The organism is Pimelobacter sp. 30-1 (assembly GCF_018831735.1).
Classification (GTDB): Bacteria; Actinomycetota; Actinomycetes; order Propionibacteriales; family Nocardioidaceae; genus Nocardioides.
The window spans coordinates 345323-362371 of sequence record NZ_NHTS01000010.1 but is presented as its reverse complement, the minus strand read 5'-3'; the positions used below and the strand labels follow the sequence as shown (position 1 = coordinate 362371).

General features: G+C 74.5%; 16 protein-coding genes and 1 tRNA gene. 9 read left to right on the top strand and 8 right to left on the bottom strand.

Annotated features, from left to right (window positions below):
- The first annotated feature begins 35 nt into the window (after nt 1–35).
- Nucleotides 36–608: a hypothetical protein gene (locus CCO04_RS23435; RefSeq protein ID WP_215816564.1), complete on the top strand. Its 573-nt coding sequence runs from the start codon at nt 36–38 to the stop codon at nt 606–608.
- A gap of 86 nt (nt 609–694) precedes the next feature.
- Here the strand turns inward: CCO04_RS23435 and selD are convergent, their stop codons facing one another.
- Nucleotides 695–1687 (bottom strand): selenide, water dikinase SelD, encoded by a 993-nt coding sequence (selD, locus tag CCO04_RS23430; RefSeq protein WP_215816563.1) that lies wholly within the window; start codon nt 1685–1687, stop codon nt 695–697.
- A gap of 38 nt (nt 1688–1725) precedes the next feature.
- On the opposite strand from selD, the gene CCO04_RS23425 reads away from it, so the two are divergent.
- The 3 genes from CCO04_RS23425 to selB all read left to right on the top strand — a co-directional run bounded on the left by CCO04_RS23425 (nt 1726) and on the right by selB (nt 4906).
- Nucleotides 1726–1821: transfer RNA gene (locus CCO04_RS23425), tRNA-Sec, on the top strand.
- A 20-nt stretch (nt 1822–1841) separates the two neighbouring features.
- The gene (gene selA / locus CCO04_RS23420) at nt 1842–3095 is read left to right on the top strand and encodes an L-seryl-tRNA(Sec) selenium transferase (protein WP_215816562.1); all 1254 of its coding nucleotides are present in this window, start codon (nt 1842–1844) and stop codon (nt 3093–3095) included.
- On the top strand, nt 3095–4906 hold the full coding sequence (gene selB, locus CCO04_RS23415; protein ID WP_252373724.1) for a selenocysteine-specific translation elongation factor: 1812 nt from the start codon (nt 3095–3097) through the stop codon (nt 4904–4906). The genes selA and selB overlap by 1 nt, the downstream gene beginning before the upstream one ends.
- A 155-nt stretch (nt 4907–5061) precedes the next feature.
- Here selB and CCO04_RS23410 read toward each other — a convergent pair whose 3' ends face one another.
- Together CCO04_RS23410 and CCO04_RS23405 are read right to left on the bottom strand one after the other, a co-directional pair.
- Nucleotides 5062–5463 carry a rhodanese-like domain-containing protein gene (locus CCO04_RS23410; RefSeq protein WP_215816561.1) on the bottom strand — a complete coding sequence of 134 codons (402 nt, stop codon included), beginning with the start codon at nt 5461–5463 and terminating at the stop codon, nt 5062–5064.
- Complete coding sequence (locus CCO04_RS23405) at nt 5460–6377, bottom strand: LysR family transcriptional regulator (RefSeq protein WP_215816560.1); 918 nt, start codon at nt 6375–6377, stop codon at nt 5460–5462. The genes CCO04_RS23410 and CCO04_RS23405 overlap by 4 nt, the downstream gene beginning before the upstream one ends.
- Nucleotides 6378–6417: 40 nt before the next feature.
- Here CCO04_RS23405 and CCO04_RS23400 point away from each other — a divergent pair, with 40 nt between their 5' ends.
- Nucleotides 6418–7077, top strand: coding sequence for a DUF1345 domain-containing protein (locus tag CCO04_RS23400; protein WP_215816559.1), 660 nt, complete (start codon nt 6418–6420; stop codon nt 7075–7077).
- A gap of 9 nt (nt 7078–7086) precedes the next feature.
- On the opposite strand, the gene CCO04_RS23395 is transcribed toward CCO04_RS23400, so the two are convergent.
- Together CCO04_RS23395 and CCO04_RS23390 are read right to left on the bottom strand one after the other, a co-directional pair.
- Nucleotides 7087–7860, bottom strand: a complete 774-nt coding sequence (locus tag CCO04_RS23395) for a crotonase/enoyl-CoA hydratase family protein (RefSeq protein ID WP_257754119.1) — start codon at nt 7858–7860, stop codon at nt 7087–7089.
- Nucleotides 7857–9362: a class I adenylate-forming enzyme family protein gene (locus CCO04_RS23390; protein ID WP_215816558.1), complete on the bottom strand. Its 1506-nt coding sequence runs from the start codon at nt 9360–9362 to the stop codon at nt 7857–7859. Before CCO04_RS23390 ends, CCO04_RS23395 begins: the two co-directional genes overlap by 4 nt.
- 71 nt (nt 9363–9433) lie before the next feature.
- On the opposite strand from CCO04_RS23390, the gene CCO04_RS23385 reads away from it, so the two are divergent.
- Complete coding sequence (locus tag CCO04_RS23385) at nt 9434–10024, top strand: TetR/AcrR family transcriptional regulator (protein ID WP_215816557.1); 591 nt, start codon at nt 9434–9436, stop codon at nt 10022–10024.
- Here CCO04_RS23385 and CCO04_RS23380 read toward each other — a convergent pair.
- The 3 genes from CCO04_RS23380 to CCO04_RS23370 all read right to left on the bottom strand — a co-directional run bounded on the left by CCO04_RS23380 (nt 9994) and on the right by CCO04_RS23370 (nt 11938).
- Entirely contained in the window at nt 9994–11052 is a 1059-nt protein-coding gene (locus CCO04_RS23380) for a glycosyltransferase (protein WP_215816556.1), read from the bottom strand. The genes CCO04_RS23385 and CCO04_RS23380 overlap by 31 nt on opposite strands.
- Nucleotides 11053–11115: 63 nt before the next feature.
- A complete protein-coding gene (locus tag CCO04_RS23375; RefSeq protein ID WP_215816555.1) occupies nt 11116–11538 on the bottom strand; it encodes a hypothetical protein in 423 nt (140 codons plus the stop codon).
- Nucleotides 11525–11938: a hypothetical protein gene (locus CCO04_RS23370; protein WP_215816673.1), complete on the bottom strand. Its 414-nt coding sequence runs from the start codon at nt 11936–11938 to the stop codon at nt 11525–11527. Before CCO04_RS23370 ends, CCO04_RS23375 begins: the two co-directional genes overlap by 14 nt.
- 82 nt (nt 11939–12020) lie before the next feature.
- Between CCO04_RS23370 and CCO04_RS23365 the strand changes: the two genes are divergently transcribed.
- The 3 genes from CCO04_RS23365 to meaB all read left to right on the top strand — a co-directional run bounded on the left by CCO04_RS23365 (nt 12021) and on the right by meaB (nt 16989).
- Complete coding sequence (locus tag CCO04_RS23365) at nt 12021–13745, top strand: methylmalonyl-CoA mutase family protein (RefSeq protein ID WP_308281479.1); 1725 nt, start codon at nt 12021–12023, stop codon at nt 13743–13745.
- An 86-nt stretch (nt 13746–13831) separates the two neighbouring features.
- Complete coding sequence (gene scpA / locus CCO04_RS23360) at nt 13832–15997, top strand: methylmalonyl-CoA mutase (RefSeq protein WP_215816553.1); 2166 nt, start codon at nt 13832–13834, stop codon at nt 15995–15997.
- Nucleotides 15997–16989 (top strand): methylmalonyl Co-A mutase-associated GTPase MeaB, encoded by a 993-nt coding sequence (meaB, locus tag CCO04_RS23355; protein ID WP_215816552.1) that lies wholly within the window; start codon nt 15997–15999, stop codon nt 16987–16989. The genes scpA and meaB overlap by 1 nt, the downstream gene beginning before the upstream one ends.
- Nucleotides 16990–17049: the final 60 nt, after the last annotated feature.

The window sequence follows — 17049 nt, the reverse complement described above, 5'->3', positions numbered from 1 at the left end:
ACCGCGCTCGTGCCGGCTTCTGCTTTGCTCGGCACATGCGCGACCCGGCCCCGGGGCTGCCCTTGGGCGCCCACGTGTTCGTCGATGAGACGAAGGCCGGCGGCTACGTGATGGTGGCGACGTGGGTGCCGTCAGCCCAGGTCGCTGAGGTCCGGCGCCGCCTCCGGACCCTTCTGCGCCCGCGCCAGGCGCGTCTGCACTTCCAGAAGATGAACCGTGCGGACCGTCATCGGGCTATCGATCTCATCGCGGGGCTCGAGGTCTCGGCGGTGGTCTACCGCTCGCCGCTCAGGGACGCCCGAAGCGCTCGGTGCGCCTTGCTGGAGGCGATCCTCAGCGATGCCGGGGACTCCCGCGCCAGGCGCGTGGTGATCGAGCGGGACGAGGCATCGCCCGGGCTCGATCTGGCGGTCGCGAGGGCGACCGTCGTGGCCGACGACCCGGTCGTCACGCACCTGCGCAGTGTGGAGGAGCCGCTGCTGTGGGTGAGCGATGCGGCCGCGTGGTGTGTCCACCGCGGCGGCGAGTGGCGCACCAAGGTCGCACCAGTTCTGCGTGAGAGGCCGAGCGGAGACAAGGCTGAGCGGAAGAAGAGCGAACCCGGTTAGGCTGCCGATGAAGGGCAGACTGCCGGGTTCGGGTCTAGCGTAGGTGGCGTCGGGCTTCCGGGCAAGGCCGATTCCGGGCCTGGGGCTCAGCAGACCTCGATGCCCGCCCCCGCGACCGTGTGCCCGATCACCGGGTACCCCGGCACCTCGCCGACCACCAGCAGCCCACCCGACGTCTGCGCGTCCGCGAGCAGCAGCAGGTCGTCCTCACCCACCCCGGCACCCACCGAGAGGTGCGGCCGGACCCAGTCGAGGTTGCGGCGGGTGCCGCCCGACACGTAGCCGGCGGCCAGTGCGTCGCGGGCGCCGTCGACGAGCGGGACCGAGGCGAGGTCGATCACTGCGCCGACGCCGGAGGCGCGGCAGAGCTTGTGGAGGTGGCCGAGCAGGCCGAAGCCGGTGACGTCGGTGGCGGCCCGGGCGCCGGCGGCGAGCGCGGCGACCGAGGCGTCGCGGTTGAGGGAGGCCATCAGCTCGACGGCGTGCGCGAAGACCTCGCCGGTCTGCTTGTGCCGGTTGTTGAGCAGGCCGACGCCGATCGGCTTGGTGAGGGTCAGGGGCAGGCCGGCGACGGCGGCGTCGTTGCGCAGCAGGCGATCGGGGTGGGCGGTGCCGGTGACGGCCATGCCGTACTTCGGCTCGGGGTCGTCGATGGTGTGGCCGCCGATGACGGGGCAGCCGGCGAGGGTGGCGACGTCGAGGCCGCCGCGGAGGACCTCGCGCATGAGCTCCCTCGGCAGTACGTCGCGCGGCCAGCCCATGAGGTTGATCGCGACGACCGGCGTACCGCCCATGGCGTAGACGTCGGAGAGCGCGTTGGCGGCGGCGATCCGGCCCCAGTCGTAGGCGTCGTCGACGACGGGGGTGAAGAAGTCGGCGGTCGAGAGGACGGCCAGGTCCTCCCGCACCCGTACGGCGGCCGCGTCGTCGCCGTCGTCCACCCCGACCAGGATGTCGGGCCCGCTCTGGCCGACCAGGTCGCGGACCGCGTCCTCGAGCTCGCCCGGCGGGATCTTGCACGCGCACCCACCCCCGTGCGCATAGCTCGTCAGGCGACCGACCTCGGCGGGTGCAGACATGGCCCGAGCCTACGGGGAACTAAGTTGGGTCCCGGCGGGGAGGCGTATGGGTTCCTGGTGGGCCCCCCGGTCTTCAAAACCGAGGAGGCCGAGCAGCTCGGTCTGGCGGGTTCGATTCCCGTCCGCCTCCGCCACGAGCCGACCAGGAGGACCGGTGAACCAGGACGACCCGCGGCGCCGGATCCCGCGCACCGACCACCTGCTCGCGCTGGTCCGCGACGTGCAGCAGCAGGCGCGCGCGGGGCTCATCGCGCCCGAGGACGTCGAGGCCGCCGTGCTCGACCGCGCCCGCACCCGAGCCCGGGCGAGCGCGACCACCCTGCGTCCGGTGCTCAACGCGACCGGCGTCGTCGTCCACACCAACCTCGGCCGCGCGCCGCTCGGCCCGGCCGCCGTCGAGGCGCTCGTCACCGCCGCCGGGTACGTCGACGTCGAGCTCGACCTCGCGACCGGGGCCCGGTCGAAGCGGGGCCTCCCGGCGCGGGCGGCGCTGCGGGCCGCCTGCCCGCAGGCCGAGGACGCGCTCGTGGTCAACAACGGCGCCGCGGCGTTGGTGCTCGCCACCACCGCGCTCGCCGCGGGCCGCGAGGTGGTGGTCAGCCGCGGCGAGATGGTGGAGATCGGGGCCGGGTTCCGGCTGCCCGACCTCATCGCGTCGGCCGGTGCGCGGCTGCGGGAGGTCGGGGCGACCAACCGGACCCACCTGCGCGACTACGTCGACGCGATCGGGCCCGACACCGGGTGCGTGCTCAAGGTGCATCCCAGCAACTTCCGGGTCGAGGGATTCACCAGCGAGGTCTCGCTCGCCGAGCTCCGCGGGGCCGTCGGCGACCTGCCGGTGGTGGCCGACCTCGGCAGCGGGCTGCTCCACCCCGACCCGGCGCTGCCCGACGAGCCGGACGCCACGACCGCGCTGCGCGGGGGTGCGGACCTGGTCGTCGCCAGCGGCGACAAGCTCCTCGGCGGGCCGCAGGCCGGTCTCCTGCTCGGGTCCGGGCGGCTGATCGAGCGGCTGGCGACGCACCCGTTGGCGCGGGCGGTCCGCGTCGACAAGCTGACCCTGGCCGCGCTCGAGGCCACGCTGACAGGTCCGCCGTCGCCGGTCTCGGCGGCGCTGCACGCCGATCAGGGCGACCTCCGGCGCCGCACGGAGCGTCTCGGCGCCGCTCTCGACGTCCCGGTGGTCGCCCACGACGGCCGGGTCGGTGGGGGAGGGGCGCCCGGCGTACCTCTGCCGGGGTGGGCCCTCCGGCTCCCCGAGGCGACGGCCGAACGGCTGCGGACCGGTGATCCGGCGGTGCTGGCGCGGATCCACGACGGTGCGTGCCTGGTCGACCTGCGCTGCGTCCCGGAGACCGACGACGACCGGCTCCTGGCCGCCCTGCGTCGCGCGCTCGAAGCCCACTGATGGCGTACGTCGTCGCGACCGCCGGCCACGTCGACCACGGCAAGAGCACCCTGGTCCGCGCGCTGACCGGCATGGAGCCGGACCGCTGGGCCGAGGAGCGCCGCCGCGGGCTGACCATCGACCTCGGCTACGCCTGGACGACGCTGCCCGGCGGCGCGCACGTCGCGTTCGTCGACGTGCCGGGGCACCAGCGGTTCGTCGGCAACATGCTGGCCGGGCTGGGGCCCGCGCCGGTGGTGCAGTTCGTCGTCGCGGCCGACGAGGGCTGGCAGGCGCAGAGCGACGAGCACCGCGACGCGGTCGCCGCGCTCGGGATCGACCGGGGCGTGGTCGCGCTGACCCGTGGCGACCGGGCGACGCCGGAGCAGCTCGCGGCCGCGCGGGCGCAGGTCCGCGAGGGACTGGCCGGCACCGGCCTGCACGACGCTCCCGTCGTCGCGGTCTCCGCGGTCACCGGCGCCGGGATGCCGGACCTGGTCGCCGCGCTCGGCGACGTCCTCGCCCAGGCGCCCGCGCCGACCGCCGGCCGGCTGCGCCTGTGGGTCGACCGCTCGTTCAGCGTCGCCGGCGCGGGCACCGTCGTCACGGGCACGCTCGCCACCGGGACGATCGCGGTCGGCGACGAGCTCGAGCTCCTCGGCCCGTACGGCGCCCGCCCCGCCACCGTGCGCCGGATCGAGAGCGAGGGCGGTCCGCGCGACCGCGCCGAGCCCGTACGACGGGTCGCGCTCAACCTGCGCGGCCCCGCCGCCGACGAGGTCGGCCGCGGTGACGCCGTGGTCGCGCCCGGCACCTGGCGGACCTCCGCGCTGGTCGACGTCCGCCGCACGAGCGGGCCGGAGGGTCCGCTGCCCGAGCAGCTGCGGCTGCACGTGGGCACGGCCGCTGTACCGGTGCGGGTGCGGCCGCTCGACGACGACCACCGGCACCTGCGGCTGCGCCTGGACCACCCGCTCCCGCTGGCGCCCGGCGACCGGCTGGTGCTGCGCGAGCCCGGCAGCGGCCGGGTCGCCGGTGCCGTCGTGCTCGACACGGACCCGCCGGAGCTGCGGCGGCGAGGTGATGCCGCCCGGCGCGCGGACGCGCTGGCGACCCGCGGCCCGGACGGCGACCTGGCGGCCGAGGTGGCGCGGCGCGGCGCCGTACCGGTGGCGAAGCTGCGGCTGCTGGGCCTGGTCGCCGAGCTGTCCGGCGAGCTGTCCGACGAGCCGCCCGTCGGCGTCCTCGCCGAGCACGGCTGGTGGGTCGACGCGACGGCCTGCGCCGGGTGGGCCGACCGGCTGGGGCGCGCGGTCGCGGCCCGCCACGAGCAGGACCCGCTGGCGATCGGGCTCTCGCGCGGCGCGGTGCGCGATGCGGCCGGCGTACCGGCCGACGAGCTGGTCGACCTCGTGGTGCGCACGGCGGGACTGGTCGCCGAGGGCGGCTTCGTCCGCGCGGCCGGCCGCCCCGCGGGGCTGGGCCCGGCGGAGGCCGCGGTGGCCGAGGTCGAGCAGCGCCTCGCCGCGGACCCGTTCGCCGCGCCCGAGGCCGACGACCTGACCCGGCTGGGCCTGGGGCCGCGCGAGCTGGCGGCGGCCGAGCGGCAGGGCCGGCTGCTGCGGGTAGCGCCGGCGATCGTGCTGCTGCCGACCGCCCCGGCGCGCGCGATGCGGGTGCTGGCCGGCCTCGACCAGCCGTTCACGACGAGCGCCGCCCGCCAGGCGCTCGGGACGACGCGGCGCGTGCTCATCCCGCTGCTGGAGCACCTCGACGAGCGCGGCTGGACCCGCCGGGTCGACGGGGGCGCCGCGCGCGAGGTCGTGCGCTAGGAGTCCGCTGAACAAGCCCGCCTGCTGCGCGCCGCGATGCACGCACGCTGGCTGCGGCGGCGTCGATCAACGGTCAACCAGACCGCCTCACTCCGCTGCCTTGCCATCGCACGCGCCTCGCGACGCTCGCAACGGCGCCCTTGCTCAGCAGACTCCTAGAAGATCCGCTCGGGCAGCGTCTCCGCGACCGGCAGGCCGGCCTCGGCCCAGGCCGCGAAGCCGCCCTCGACGTCGGTCGCGCCGACCAGGCCGAGCGCCTGGAGCCGGGCCGCGGCGAGGGACGAGCTGAACCCCTCCTGGCAGAACACGACGGGCCGGATCCCCGGCGCGGCCAGGGCGCTGCGCCACGGGCTCGTCGGGTCGAGCCGCCACTCCAGGATCGTCAGGTCGATGGGGAACGACCCGGGCGGGGCGCCGAAGCGCTCGCGCTGGTCCTCCCGTCGTATGTCGACCAGGAGGGCGCCGCCCTGCTGCGCGGCGTACGCGTCGGCGGGCGTGAGCCGGTCGAGGCCGCCGCGGGCCTCGGCGAGCAGCCGGGAGATGGTCGGCTCGGTCATGACGGTTCGGCTCCTTGCTCCAGCAGGGCGGCGAGATCGACCTCGCGCGCGGTCTCGACGAGGGCCTGGGCCAGCAGCGACTCCGGTCCGTGCCCGGCGAGCACGAGACCCACCTGGTGGCTGCGTCGCGGGGTGGGCAGCGGGATCGCCCGCAGCCCCTCGGGTACGCCGAACGTCGGCAGCCACGCGTGCGGCACCACGCTGCACAGCCCCATCGACGCGACGTGGGCGTAGAGCGCCGAGACGGTGTCGGTCTCGACGACGACGTGCGCGGTCCGGCCGGTGTCGGCGAGGTGGCCGTCGACGATCCGGCGGTTCTGCATGTCGCCGGTCAGCAGGCACAGGGGAGAGCGGGCGGCGTCGTCCCAGGTGACCGACGTCTTCGCGCCGTGCTCGCCGTCGGCGGGGGTGAGCAGCAGGTAGCGCTCGCGGTAGAGCGGGATCACCCGGACCTGACCGAGGGGCTCGCCGTCGACGTACGTCATGCCGACGTCGAGCTCGAAGTCGTTGACCCCGCGCACGATCTCGCGCGAGGACATCGACAGCAGCCGGATGCCGACCAGCGGGTGCCGCTCGCGCACGGGCGTGGTCAGCAGCGGCGAGACGGTCAGCGCCGTCGGGATCGCGCCGATGCGCAGCGTGCCGGTCAGGCCGGCGTGCATCGTGGCGATGGTCTGGTCGAGGGTCGCGCGCTCGGCCAGCATCCGCTGCGCCCACCGCAGCACCTCGGCGCCCTCGTTGGTGAATCCCTCGAACCGCTGGCCCCGTCGGACGACCTGGACCCCGAGCTCGCGCTCCAGCTTGCGGATCCCCGCCGACAGCGCGGGCTGCGTGACGTGGCAGGCCTCGGCGGCCCGGCCGAAGTGCTCCTCGCGCGCGAGCGCCGCGAGGTACTCCAACCGGCGCAGCAGCATGGGACATGAGTACCACGTGCCAGTCACTACGCTGAGCCGCATGGCAGCCAGCCCCGACCCCGCCCGGCGTCCGCGCCTGGTCGCCACCGCGCTCCCACGGCTGCTCTCCGCGCTCGTCACCGGTGTCGCCGTCGCCGGCGCCGGATGGCTGCTGTCCGCGGTCGAGATCGGCGTGCTCACCGGGGTCGCCACCGCCGGCGCCGTGTACGTCGTCCTCGGCTGGGTGGTGCTCTGGCCGATGGACGCTGCCGCGACCCGCGCCAACGCCACCCACGAGGACCTCCGGCCCGCCGCCGACGAGGTCGCGGTCGCCTGCGCGGCCGTCGGCGGACTGGTGGGCGTCGTGATGCTCCTCGTCGCCGGCAACGGCGACACCAAGGACGCCGCCGCGGCCCTCGCCCTCGCCGCCGTCGCGATGGCGTGGGCGTCGGTGCACTTCATGTACGCCACGCGCTACGCGCACCTCTACTACTCCGACACCCCCGGTGGCATCGACTTCAACACCAACGAGGCGCCGGCGTTCCGGGACTTCCTCTACTTCAGCTACAACCTCGGGATGACCTACCAGGTCTCCGACACCGCGGTGCAGAGCTCGGCGATCCGGGCGGTCGTGCTGCGGCACTGCCTGATCGCGTACGTGTTCGGCGCGGCGATCATCGCGACGACGATCAACCTGGTGGTGGGGATCGTCGCGACCTAGGCCGCCGGCCTAGATGTCCTCGAACGACCCGCCGCGCCCCTTGCCCGCCGCGAACCGCCCCGCCCCGTCGACCCCGTCGGCCGCGAGCGAGACCATGCCGATGGCGAGCTCGCGGTGCAGCGCGGTCTCCTCGGTGTCGCCCCACTGGGCGCGGGCGGCCTGACGGTCGCCGCGCAGGCAGGTCTGGGGCATGCGCGCGATCTCCCGAGCCAGGACGACGGCCGCCTCGCGCGCCGTACCGCGGGGCACGACGCGGTTGACCAGGCCGAAGGACAGCGCCTCATGGGCGTCGACCGGGCGGCCGGTGAGGATGAGGTCCATGGCCCGGCTGTGGCCGATCAGGCGGGGGAGGCGGACGGTGCCGCCGTCGATGAGGGGGACGCCCCAGCGGCGGCAGAAGACGCCGAGGGTGGCGTCCTCGTCGGCCACGCGCAGGTCGCACCAGACGGCGAGCTCGAGGCCGCCGGCGACGGCGTGGCCGTGGATCGCGGCGATGACGGGCTTGGACAGGTCCATCCGGGTGGGGCCCATGGGGCCGTCGCCCTCGGGGGAGACGCGGTTGCCGGCGGCGGTGCCGACGGCCTTGAGGTTGGCGCCGGCGCAGAACGACGGGCCCTCGCCCGCCAGGACGGCGACCTTGGCGTCGGAGGCCTCGAACGTGCGAAAGGCGGCGGCGAGCTCGGCGGCCATCGGGCCGTCGACGGCGTTGTGCCGCTCGGGGCGGTTCATCACGACGACCATGACGTCGCCGTCGGCCTCGTGCTCGATGCGGACGTCGTTCACCGGGACTCCTCCCACAGGGGCTGGCGCAGGGCGCGGCGCAGGATCTTGCCGACCGCGGACTTGGGGATGGCGTCGACGAAGCGGACGCTCTTGGGCGCCTTGTGGGCGGCGATCCGGCCGCGGACGTGCTCGATGAGCTCGGCCTCGTCGGCGGTCGTACCGGGGCGGAGGGTGACGAAGGCGGTGACCGCCTCGACCCACTTGTCGTCGGGGGCGCCGACGACGGCGCACTCGGCGACGGCCGGGTGCGAGGACAGGGCGTCCTCGACCTCGCGCGGGTAGACGTTGTAGCCGCCGGTGATGATCATGTCGCTGGTCCGGTCGACCAGGTGCAGGTAGCCGCGCTCGTCGAAGCGGGCCAGGTCGCGGGTGCGCAGCCAGCCGTCGTCGGTCAGCGAGCGGGCGTTGAGCTCGTCGGCCTCGAAGTAGCCGTGCATCCGGAACGGCGCCTTGAGCGCGATCTCGCCGATCTCGCCGGGGCCGACCGGGGCGCCGTCCTCGTCGACGAGGCGCAGCTCGACGTCGGTCGCCGGCATCCCGCAGGCGCCCCACAGGGTGGGGTCGGCGTGGGCGTGCTCGTCGAGGACGGCGACGCAGAGCGGGGCCTCAGTCTGGCCGTAGTACTGGGTGAGGATCGGGCCGAAGACCTCGATCGAGCGCTCCAGCACCGGGCGCGGCATCGGGCTGGCGCCGTAGATGACCTTGCGCAGCGAGGAGAGCTCGGCGCCGTCGAGGGCGCCGGAGCCGTGGAGCATCGCGAACATCGTCGGCACCAGGTTGATCTCGGTGGCGCGGTGGCGTGCGATCGCCGCGACGAAGGACGCCGGCTCGAAGCCGGGCAGGATCGCCGAGGCTCCGCCGCGGACCCAGTAGGGCAGCACGAACGTGCCGCTGGCGTGGACCAGCGAGGCCGCGTGGAGCATCACCGAGTCGGGCTGCGGGTCGAGCAGGTTGGCCAGGATGTTGCTGCAGATCGCGCCGTAGCTGGCCTGGGTGTGGATGACGGCCTTGAGCTTGCCGGTGGTGCCGGAGGTGTAGAGCAGCAGCGTCGGGTCGTCCTCGGCCAGGACGACGTCGGGCTCGCCGACCGGCTCGGCGACGGGAGCGAGGAGGTCGGCGAGGGCGTACGCGCGCAGCCCGGGCACGCGCTCGGCGAGCCCGGCCGCGCGGTCGGTGAGCGCGGCGTCGGCGACCACGACGGTGGCGTGCGAGCCGGTGACCATGTCCGCGTGCTCGTCGAGGGAGAGGCGCGCGTTGAGCGGCACCCGGACCAGGCCGGCCTTGATCGCGGCGAACTCCATCGGCACCGAGTCGAGCCCGTTGTTGACGAGCAGCGCGACGTGGGTGCCCTTGGTGACGCCGTGGGCGGCGAGGTGGTGGGCGATCAGGTTGGCGCGCCGGTCGACCTCGGCGTAGGTGAGCGAGTCGTCGCCGAAGTACAGCGCGGTGCGCTCGGGGAAGGCGGCGGCGCCGCGACGGACAAGGCTGGCGGCCAGGGCCATGGGGGTGTCTCCTCGCACTGGAAATGAAAACAGACTGTATGGTCTGTTTTGTGCCTGCGAGGATTCTGCCCGTGGAAGCGGCCCGACGTCAATCACGTGCCCTGCGGACCCGGGAGCAGATCCTGGCGGCCGCGGTCGAGGTCATGGTCGAGCACGGGTACGCCGGCCTGACCATGCAGCGGGTCCAGACCCAGGCAGGCGTCACCCGCGGCGCGCTGACCCACCACTTCGCCTCGATGCGCGAGCTCGCCGTGGCCGCGGTCGACTACGTCGCCCAGGCCCAGGGCGCGGAGATCCAGGAGGCGACCGTCGGGGCCGGACCGGCCGCGCTGATCGAGGTGCTGCACGAGGTGACCCGCCGCCCGACGTACGTCGCGGGGCTCGAGCTGTGGGTCGCCGCCCGCACCGACCGCGAGCTGCGCGAGGCGCTGCGGCCCGGCGCGCGCGAGCTCGGCCGCCGGCTGCGCGAGCCGCTGCTGGCGCTGGTCGGGGACCTCGGCGACGAGCGCCTGGAGGTGTTCGCCGACGGCCTGCTGTCGCTGCTGCGCGGGCTCGCCGTCGGTGGTGTGCTGCGCGACCGGCCGGCGCTGGAGAAGGCGGTGCTCGGGGCGTGGCTGGCGGCGTTCGGGGCTCAGGCGACGACCGGCGCCGGCTCCGGGTAGGCGGCGGCGACCAGCTCGTCCACCGCGTCGGTCCAGGTGCGCCGCAGCGCCCGCTCCCGCCCGGCCGCGCCGAGCAGCCCGCGGCGCGGGTCCGCCGCGACCGCGGCCACAGCGCGGGCCAGGTCGCGCGGGTCGGCCGGGTCGTAGAGGACGCCGGTCTCCAGGTGCGCGACGACGCTCGGCGCGCCGCCCGCGCGCGGCGCGACGACGGGGACGCCGGAGGCGCCCGCCTCGCGCAGGGCGTGGCAGTCGGTCTCGTGCTCGCCCGGGTGGACCAGGACGTCCAGGGTGGGCAGCGCGACGGTCAGGTCGCCGATCGCGAGCGGACCGGTGAAGCGGGCGTGGGGCAGGCGGCGGGCGAGCCACTCGCGGTCGGGCCCGGCACCGATCACCACGACCCGGATGCCGGGGACGTCGGCGAGCGCGGCCAGGCGGCGTACGCCGGCGGGTTTGTGGAGGCCGCCGACGTAGCCGACGACGACCTTGCCGTCGCCGGTCTGCGAGGACTTGGCCTTGGACCACGAGCGGTGCAGCCAGGGGTCGCGCAGCGTGGGGGAGAAGGCCAGCGGGTCGGCCCCGGGCTCCCAGAGGCCGGCGTCGACGCCGAGCTCGGCGGCCCGCTCGACCATCCACGGCGAGGTGACGACCACCCGGTCGGCGCGCTCGGCGACCTTGGCGCGCCAGTAGTCCGCGGCGAGGTCGAGCACGGGGGACTGCTCCACCGCCAGCGTCGGTACGCCGGCGCGCGCGGCGTGCTTGAGCGCCTTGCGCCCCACCGCCCGCGGTGAGTGGGCCTGGACGAGGTCGGGCGCGAAGCTCTCGACGGCCTCGCGCACCTGCGCCCCGGTCGGCTCCAGCGGCCGCACCCGGACGACATCGCACCCGCGGTAGGTCGTGAGCCCGGGTCCCGGCGCGAGGATCCGGACGGCGTGCCCGCGGTCGACCAACCGGTCGACGGTCGCCTTGAGCGTGGTCGTGGTGCTGTCGACGGCCGGGTAGAAGGACTCGGTGGCCAGGACGATCCGCATGCCTCCACGGTGGGCCGCGGACATGGCGCGACCTCACCGTCCGGGTGGCCGGGCGGTGAACGCTCAGGCGTCCTTGGGTGCCACGGTGCGCGGCGGCAGGTCGCCCTCCACGATCGCCCGGGCGACGTCCTGGATCCGCCGGCCGCTCTCGCCCCAGCTGCCCGAGGGAGCGTCCCACCAGATGCTGAAGCCGCGCCGGGCCTCGATCGTCCAGTGCGCGCCGAACGCGACCCGGACCAGCGTCGCGAACGGGACCAGCAGGAGCAGCAGCAGGAACTCCAGCGCGACGAACAGCCCCAGCAGGATGAACGGCAGCGCGATGATCAGCAGGATGATCGCCAGCACGGCGCTGATCGGGTCGTCACCGAGCCCGTTGCCCCAGTCGAGCGGGCCCGCGTCGGCGTCCACGCCCTTGAGCCGGCGGCGCCACGGCACCCACCGGCGGGTCACGCGCCAGGTCTGGCCCTCGGGGTCACGCACCTTCACGCGGGGAAGCGTAGAGGTTCGCCGGCGGCGCGTCCCCGTTCTCGATCGACCGGGCGAGGGCGTGGATCCGGAGCCGGCTGGCGGCCCAGTCGCCGGCCTCCTCCTCCCAGTGCGGCCGGAAGCCGATCCGCGCCTCGACCCACCACGACCGGCCGAACCAGACGCGGGCGAGGGCGACGACGGGCAGCAGCAGGGCGAGCAGGAGCGCCTCGAGCGCGAAGACCACCACGATGAGCAGCAGGGGGAGGACGACCAGGCCGACGACGAACACCACGAGGCAGCTGATGGGGTCGTCGCCCCCGACCAGCAGGTCCGGGTCGACCTTGCGGCGCCGCAGCCGCCACGGCACCCACCGGCGGGTCACCCGCCAGGTCCGCCCCTGCGGATCACGCACCTTCACGCGGGCAACCTATCGTTCGCTCGGTCGGGACATTTGTCACACCAGGGTGACGAGGGCCTCGCCACGGATAGGCTTGGCCCTCGTGACTGACTCGCCCCTGACGCTGGCGCAGCCCGAGGACGCGCACACGCGCGCCGAATGGGAGGCCGCCACCGCCGCCGTGCTGCGCAAGACGCGCAAGCTCGGCGACAGCGACCCCGACAGCGCCGTGTGGGACAAGCTGACCCGCACCACCCTCGACGGCATCGCCGTGACCCCGCTCGGCCTGCCCGGTGGCGCCGTGAGCGCCGTACGCCCGGCCCGCCAGGGCGCCTGGGACATCCGCAGCCTGGTCGCGGACCCCGACGCCAAGGCGGCCAACGAGGCGGCGCTGGTCGACCTCGACGGCGGCGTGACGAGCCTGTGGCTCGGCGCCGACGAGAGCACCGACGTCGCGGCGACGCTCAAGGACGTGCTGCTCGACCTGGCGCCCGTCGTCCTCGACGCGCCGTCGGCGACGACCGCGGTGGCCGAGGCGTTCCTCGCGCTGCCCGGGGCCAAGCACCCCGACAGCAACCTCGGGATCGACCCGCTCGGCGTGATGCTGCGCGAGATCCCGCTCGCCGTGGACGAGGCGGTCGCCGAGCTGCAGACGCTGGCCCGCAAGGCCGACCAGCACGACATCCGGGCGATCGTCGTCGACGCGACGGCTGCCCACGACCTCGGCGCGAGCGACGCCCAGGAGCTCGGCTGGTCGATCGCGGTCGGCGTGGCCTACCTGCGCTGGCTGACCGACCACGGTCTGTCCGTGGCCGACGCCGCACACCAGGTCGAGTTCCGCTACGCCGCGACCGACGAGCAGTTCCCGACGATCGCCAAGCTCCGCGCGGCCCGCGTCCTGTGGAGCCGCGTCCTCGAGCTCAGCGGCGTCGAGACCGCGGTCGCGCAGCGCCAGCACGCCGTCACCAGCCGGCCGATGCTCAGCAAGTACGACCCCTACGTCAACATGCTCCGCGGCACCGTGGCGGCCTTCGCCGCCGGTGTCGGCGGCGCCGACGCGGTCACCGTGCTGCCCTTCGACAGCGCCAACGGCCGTCCCGACGGCTTCGGCCGCCGGATCGCGCGCAACGTCAACCACCTGCTCATCGACGAGTCCCACGTCGCCGCGGTCGCCGACCCCGCCGGCGGTGCGTACGCCGTCGAGCAGCTCACCGCCGACCTGGCCGCGGCCGGCTGGGCGGAGTTCCAGCAGCTCGAGACCGAGTGGGAGAGCGGCCACGACTTCGACCCGTTCCGGGCCCGCATCGCGGCCGTGGTCGAGCGGCGCGAGACCGACATCGCCCGCCGCAAGCGCCCGCTGACCGGGGTCAGCGAGTTCCCGAACCTCACCGAGGCGCTGCCCGAGCGCGCCGCGGACCCGCTCAACGACCGGGTCCGCCGCTACGGCGCCTCGTTCGAGGCGCTGCGCGACGAGCCCGCCGCGGCACCGGTCTTCCTGGCCACCCTCGGCACCGTCGCCCAGCACACCGCCCGGGCCACATTCGTCAGCAACCTGTTCGCGGCCGGCGGCATCGCGGTCGAGGTCGCGGGCCCGACCGCGGGCGTCGACGAGCTCGTCGCGGCGTACGCCGGGCAGCGCGTCGTGTGCCTGGCCGGCACCGACGCGGCCTACGACGAGTGGGGCACGGCGGCCGCCGAGGCCCTGCGCGCCGCCGGCGCGACCCGCGTGATCATCGCGGGCAAGGCCGTGGACTTCACCGACGACAGCGCGGCGATGGGTGTCGACGCGCTCGCGTTCCTCAACCGCACGCGGGAGGCGATCAAGTGAGCGACAACGACGGAGCGAGGAACGAGCTCGGCGGCGTTGGCCGCGAGCGCGTGAGCGGCGGGAGCGAAGCGAGCGCAGGCACTCGCATGAGCATTCCGAAGAGCTTCGCGGGTCTCCCGCTCGCCGCCGACCAGGCGGCCGCCGCCGCGCCGGACCTCCCGGCCGGCGAGCCGTGGCGCAGCCCCGAGGGCATCGACGTCCAGACGTCCTACGGTCCGGCCGACGTCGCCGGCCTCGACGCGCTCGACACCTTCCCGGGCCTGAGCCCGTTCCTGCGCGGGCCGTACCCGACGATGTACACGACCCAGCCGTGGACCATCCGCCAGTACGCCGGCTTCTCCACCGCTGAGGAGTCCAACGCCTTCTACCGCCGCAACCTCGCGGCCGGCCAGAAGGGCCTCTCGGTCGCCTTCGACCTGGCCACCCACCGCGGCTACGACTCCGACCACCCGCGGGTGCGCGGTGACGTCGGCATGGCGGGCGTGGCGATCGACTCGATCTACGACACCCGGACCCTGTTCGACGGCATCCCGCTCGACCAGATGTCGGTGTCGATGACGATGAACGGCGCCGTGCTGCCCGTCCTCGCGCTCTACATCGCCGCGGCCGAGGAGCAGGGGGTGAAGCCGGAGCAGCTCAGCGGGACCATCCAGAACGACATCCTCAAGGAGTTCATGGTCCGCAACACCTACATCTACCCGCCGGCGCCGTCGATGCGGATCATCTCCGACATCTTCGCCTTCACCAGCCAGCGGATGCCGCGCTTCAACTCGATCTCGATCTCCGGCTACCACATGCAGGAGGCCGGGGCGACCGCCGACCTCGAGCTCGCCTACACGCTCGCCGACGGGGTGGAGTACATCCGAGCCGGCCTCGAGTCGGGCCTGACCATCGACCAGTTCGCGCCGCGGCTGTCGTTCTTCTGGGCGATCGGCATGAACTTCTACATGGAGGTCGCCAAGATGCGCGCGGCCCGGGCGCTGTGGAGCCGGCTGGTGCGCCAGTTCGACCCGCAGAACCCCAAGTCGCTCTCGCTGCGCACCCACAGCCAGACCTCGGGCTGGTCGCTGACCGCGCAGGACGTGTTCAACAACGTCGGCCGCACGGCGATCGAGGCGATGGCCGCGACCCAGGGCCACACCCAGTCGCTGCACACCAACGCGCTGGACGAGGCGATCGCGCTGCCGACCGACTTCTCCGCGCGCATCGCCCGCAACACCCAGCTCCTGCTCCAGCAGGAGTCGGGCACGACCCAGACGATCGACCCCTGGGCCGGCTCGTACTACGTCGAGAAGCTCACCCACGACCTCGCCGAGCGCGCGTGGGCGCACATCCAGGAGGCCGAGGCCGCCGGCGGCATGGCCGCCGCGATCGAGCAGGGCATCCCGAAGATGCGCATCGAGGAGGCCGCCGCCCGGACCCAGGCGCGGATCGACTCGGGCTCGCAGAAGGTCATCGGCGTCAACACCTTCCGGCTGCCGGCCGAGGACCCGCTCGAGGTGCTCAAGGTCGACAACGACGAGGTCTACCGCCAGCAGGTCGCCAAGCTGGAGCGGCTGCGCGCCGAGCGCAACGGCGCCGACGTCGAGGCCGCGCTGCACGCGCTGACCCGCAGCGCCGAGAGCGGCGACGGCAACCTGCTCGACCTGGCCGTCTCGGCCGCTCGTGCCAAGGCGACGGTCGGCGAGATCTCCGACGCGATGGAGAAGGTCTACGGCCGGCACCAAGCCGTCATCCGTACCATCAGCGGCGTGTACCGCGACGAGGCCAACCTGGCCAACGACGGCGAGGGCGACTCGCTCGTCGCCCAGGCCCGCACCGCCACCGACGAGTTCGCCGAGGCGGAGGGCCGCCGGCCCCGCATCCTGGTCGCCAAGATGGGCCAGGACGGCCACGACCGCGGCCAGAAGGTCGTCGTCTCGGCCTTCGCCGACCTCGGCTTCGACGTCGACGTGGGCCCGCTGTTCTCCACGCCCGAGGAGGTCGCGCAGCAGGCGATCGACGCCGACGTCCACATCGTCGGGGTCTCGTCGCTGGCCGCCGGTCACCTCACCCTGCTCCCGGCGCTCAAGAGCGCGCTGGCCGAGCAGGGCCGCGACGACATCATGGTCGTCATCGGAGGCGTCATCCCGCCGGACGACGTACCGACCCTCAAGGACATGGGTGCCGCGGCGGTGTTCCTGCCCGGCACGGTGATCGCCGAGTCCGCGCTGGACCTGCTGGCCAAGCTCCGCGCCGAGCTCGACCACTGATGGACGTCGAGCGGCTGCTCGACGGGCTGCGCGCGGGCAACCGCGCCCAGATGGCTCGGGCCATCACGCTCGTCGAGTCGACCGCGCCCCGGCACCGGGCGGCGGCGCGGACGCTCCTGACCGCGCTCGCCACCGACGCCGCCGGTACGACGCCCGCGGTGCGGGTCGGCATCTCCGGCGTCCCCGGCGTCGGCAAGTCGACCTTCATCGAGTCGCTCGGGGTCCAGCTCACCGCGGCCGGGCACAAGGTCGGCGTCCTCGCCGTCGACCCGTCCTCGGTGCGTACCGGCGGCTCGGTGCTCGGTGACAAGACCCGGATGGCGACGCTGGCCGCCGACCCGAACGCGTTCATCCGGCCCTCGCCGTCGGCGGGAACCCTCGGCGGGGTGGCGCGCGCGACCACCCAGGCGATGGCGGTCCTCGAGGCCGGCGGGTACGACGTCGTCCTGGTCGAGACCGTCGGCGTGGGCCAGTCCGAGGTGACCGTGGCCGGCATGGTCGACACCTTCCTCTTCCTCACCCTCGCCCGCACCGGCGACCAGCTCCAGGGCATCAAGAAGGGCATCCTCGAGCTGGCCGACGTGATCGCGGTCAACAAGGCCGACCCCGAGGACCCCGCGCGCGAGCAGGAGGCCCGGGTCGCCGCCCGGGAGCTGGCCGGCGCGCTGCGCCTGGTCCGCGGGCACGCCGAGTGGGCGCCCCCGGTGGTGACCTGCTCCGGGCTCACCGGCGCGCGCGTCGACGAGGTCTGGCAGCAGGTGCTGATGCACCGCGACCACCTCGGTGCCGAGGGGGTCGCGCGCAAGCGCGCCGAGCAGCAGCTCGACTTCACGTGGGCGCTCGTGCGCGACGAGCTCGACCAGCGGCTGCGCCACAACGCGGCGGTCAGATCGGTCCAGGGTGACATACGCTCCGCGGTCCTCGCAGGAGAACTGACCGCCCCGCTGGCCGCCGACCGCCTGCTCGCGGCCTACGACGCCGATCAACCGTAAAATTCGCGGCGTTCGCCGGACAGTCCGCGCGGCCTCGGGTGAGGCTCTCCGGCATGAATC

Bases quoted from the DNA above. Each gene is read 5' to 3' on its own strand.
- scpA (WP_215816553.1), top strand. From the start codon at position 13,832: ATGAGCATTCCGAAGAGCTTCGCGGGTCTCCCGCTCGCCGCCGACCAG.
- CCO04_RS23400 (WP_215816559.1), top strand. From the start codon at position 6,418: ATGGCAGCCAGCCCCGACCCCGCCCGGCGTCCGCGCCTGGTCGCCACC.
- selD (WP_215816563.1), bottom strand. From the start codon at position 1,687: ATGTCTGCACCCGCCGAGGTCGGTCGCCTGACGAGCTATGCGCACGGG.
- CCO04_RS23410 (WP_215816561.1), bottom strand. From the start codon at position 5,463: ATGACCGAGCCGACCATCTCCCGGCTGCTCGCCGAGGCCCGCGGCGGC.
- CCO04_RS23405 (WP_215816560.1), bottom strand. From the start codon at position 6,377: ATGCTGCTGCGCCGGTTGGAGTACCTCGCGGCGCTCGCGCGCGAGGAG.
- CCO04_RS23380 (WP_215816556.1), bottom strand. From the start codon at position 11,052: ATGCGGATCGTCCTGGCCACCGAGTCCTTCTACCCGGCCGTCGACAGC.
- selB (WP_252373724.1), top strand. From the start codon at position 3,095: ATGGCGTACGTCGTCGCGACCGCCGGCCACGTCGACCACGGCAAGAGC.
- CCO04_RS23390 (WP_215816558.1), bottom strand. From the start codon at position 9,362: ATGGCCCTGGCCGCCAGCCTTGTCCGTCGCGGCGCCGCCGCCTTCCCC.
- meaB (WP_215816552.1), top strand. From the start codon at position 15,997: ATGGACGTCGAGCGGCTGCTCGACGGGCTGCGCGCGGGCAACCGCGCC.
- CCO04_RS23435 (WP_215816564.1), top strand. From the start codon at position 36: ATGCGCGACCCGGCCCCGGGGCTGCCCTTGGGCGCCCACGTGTTCGTC.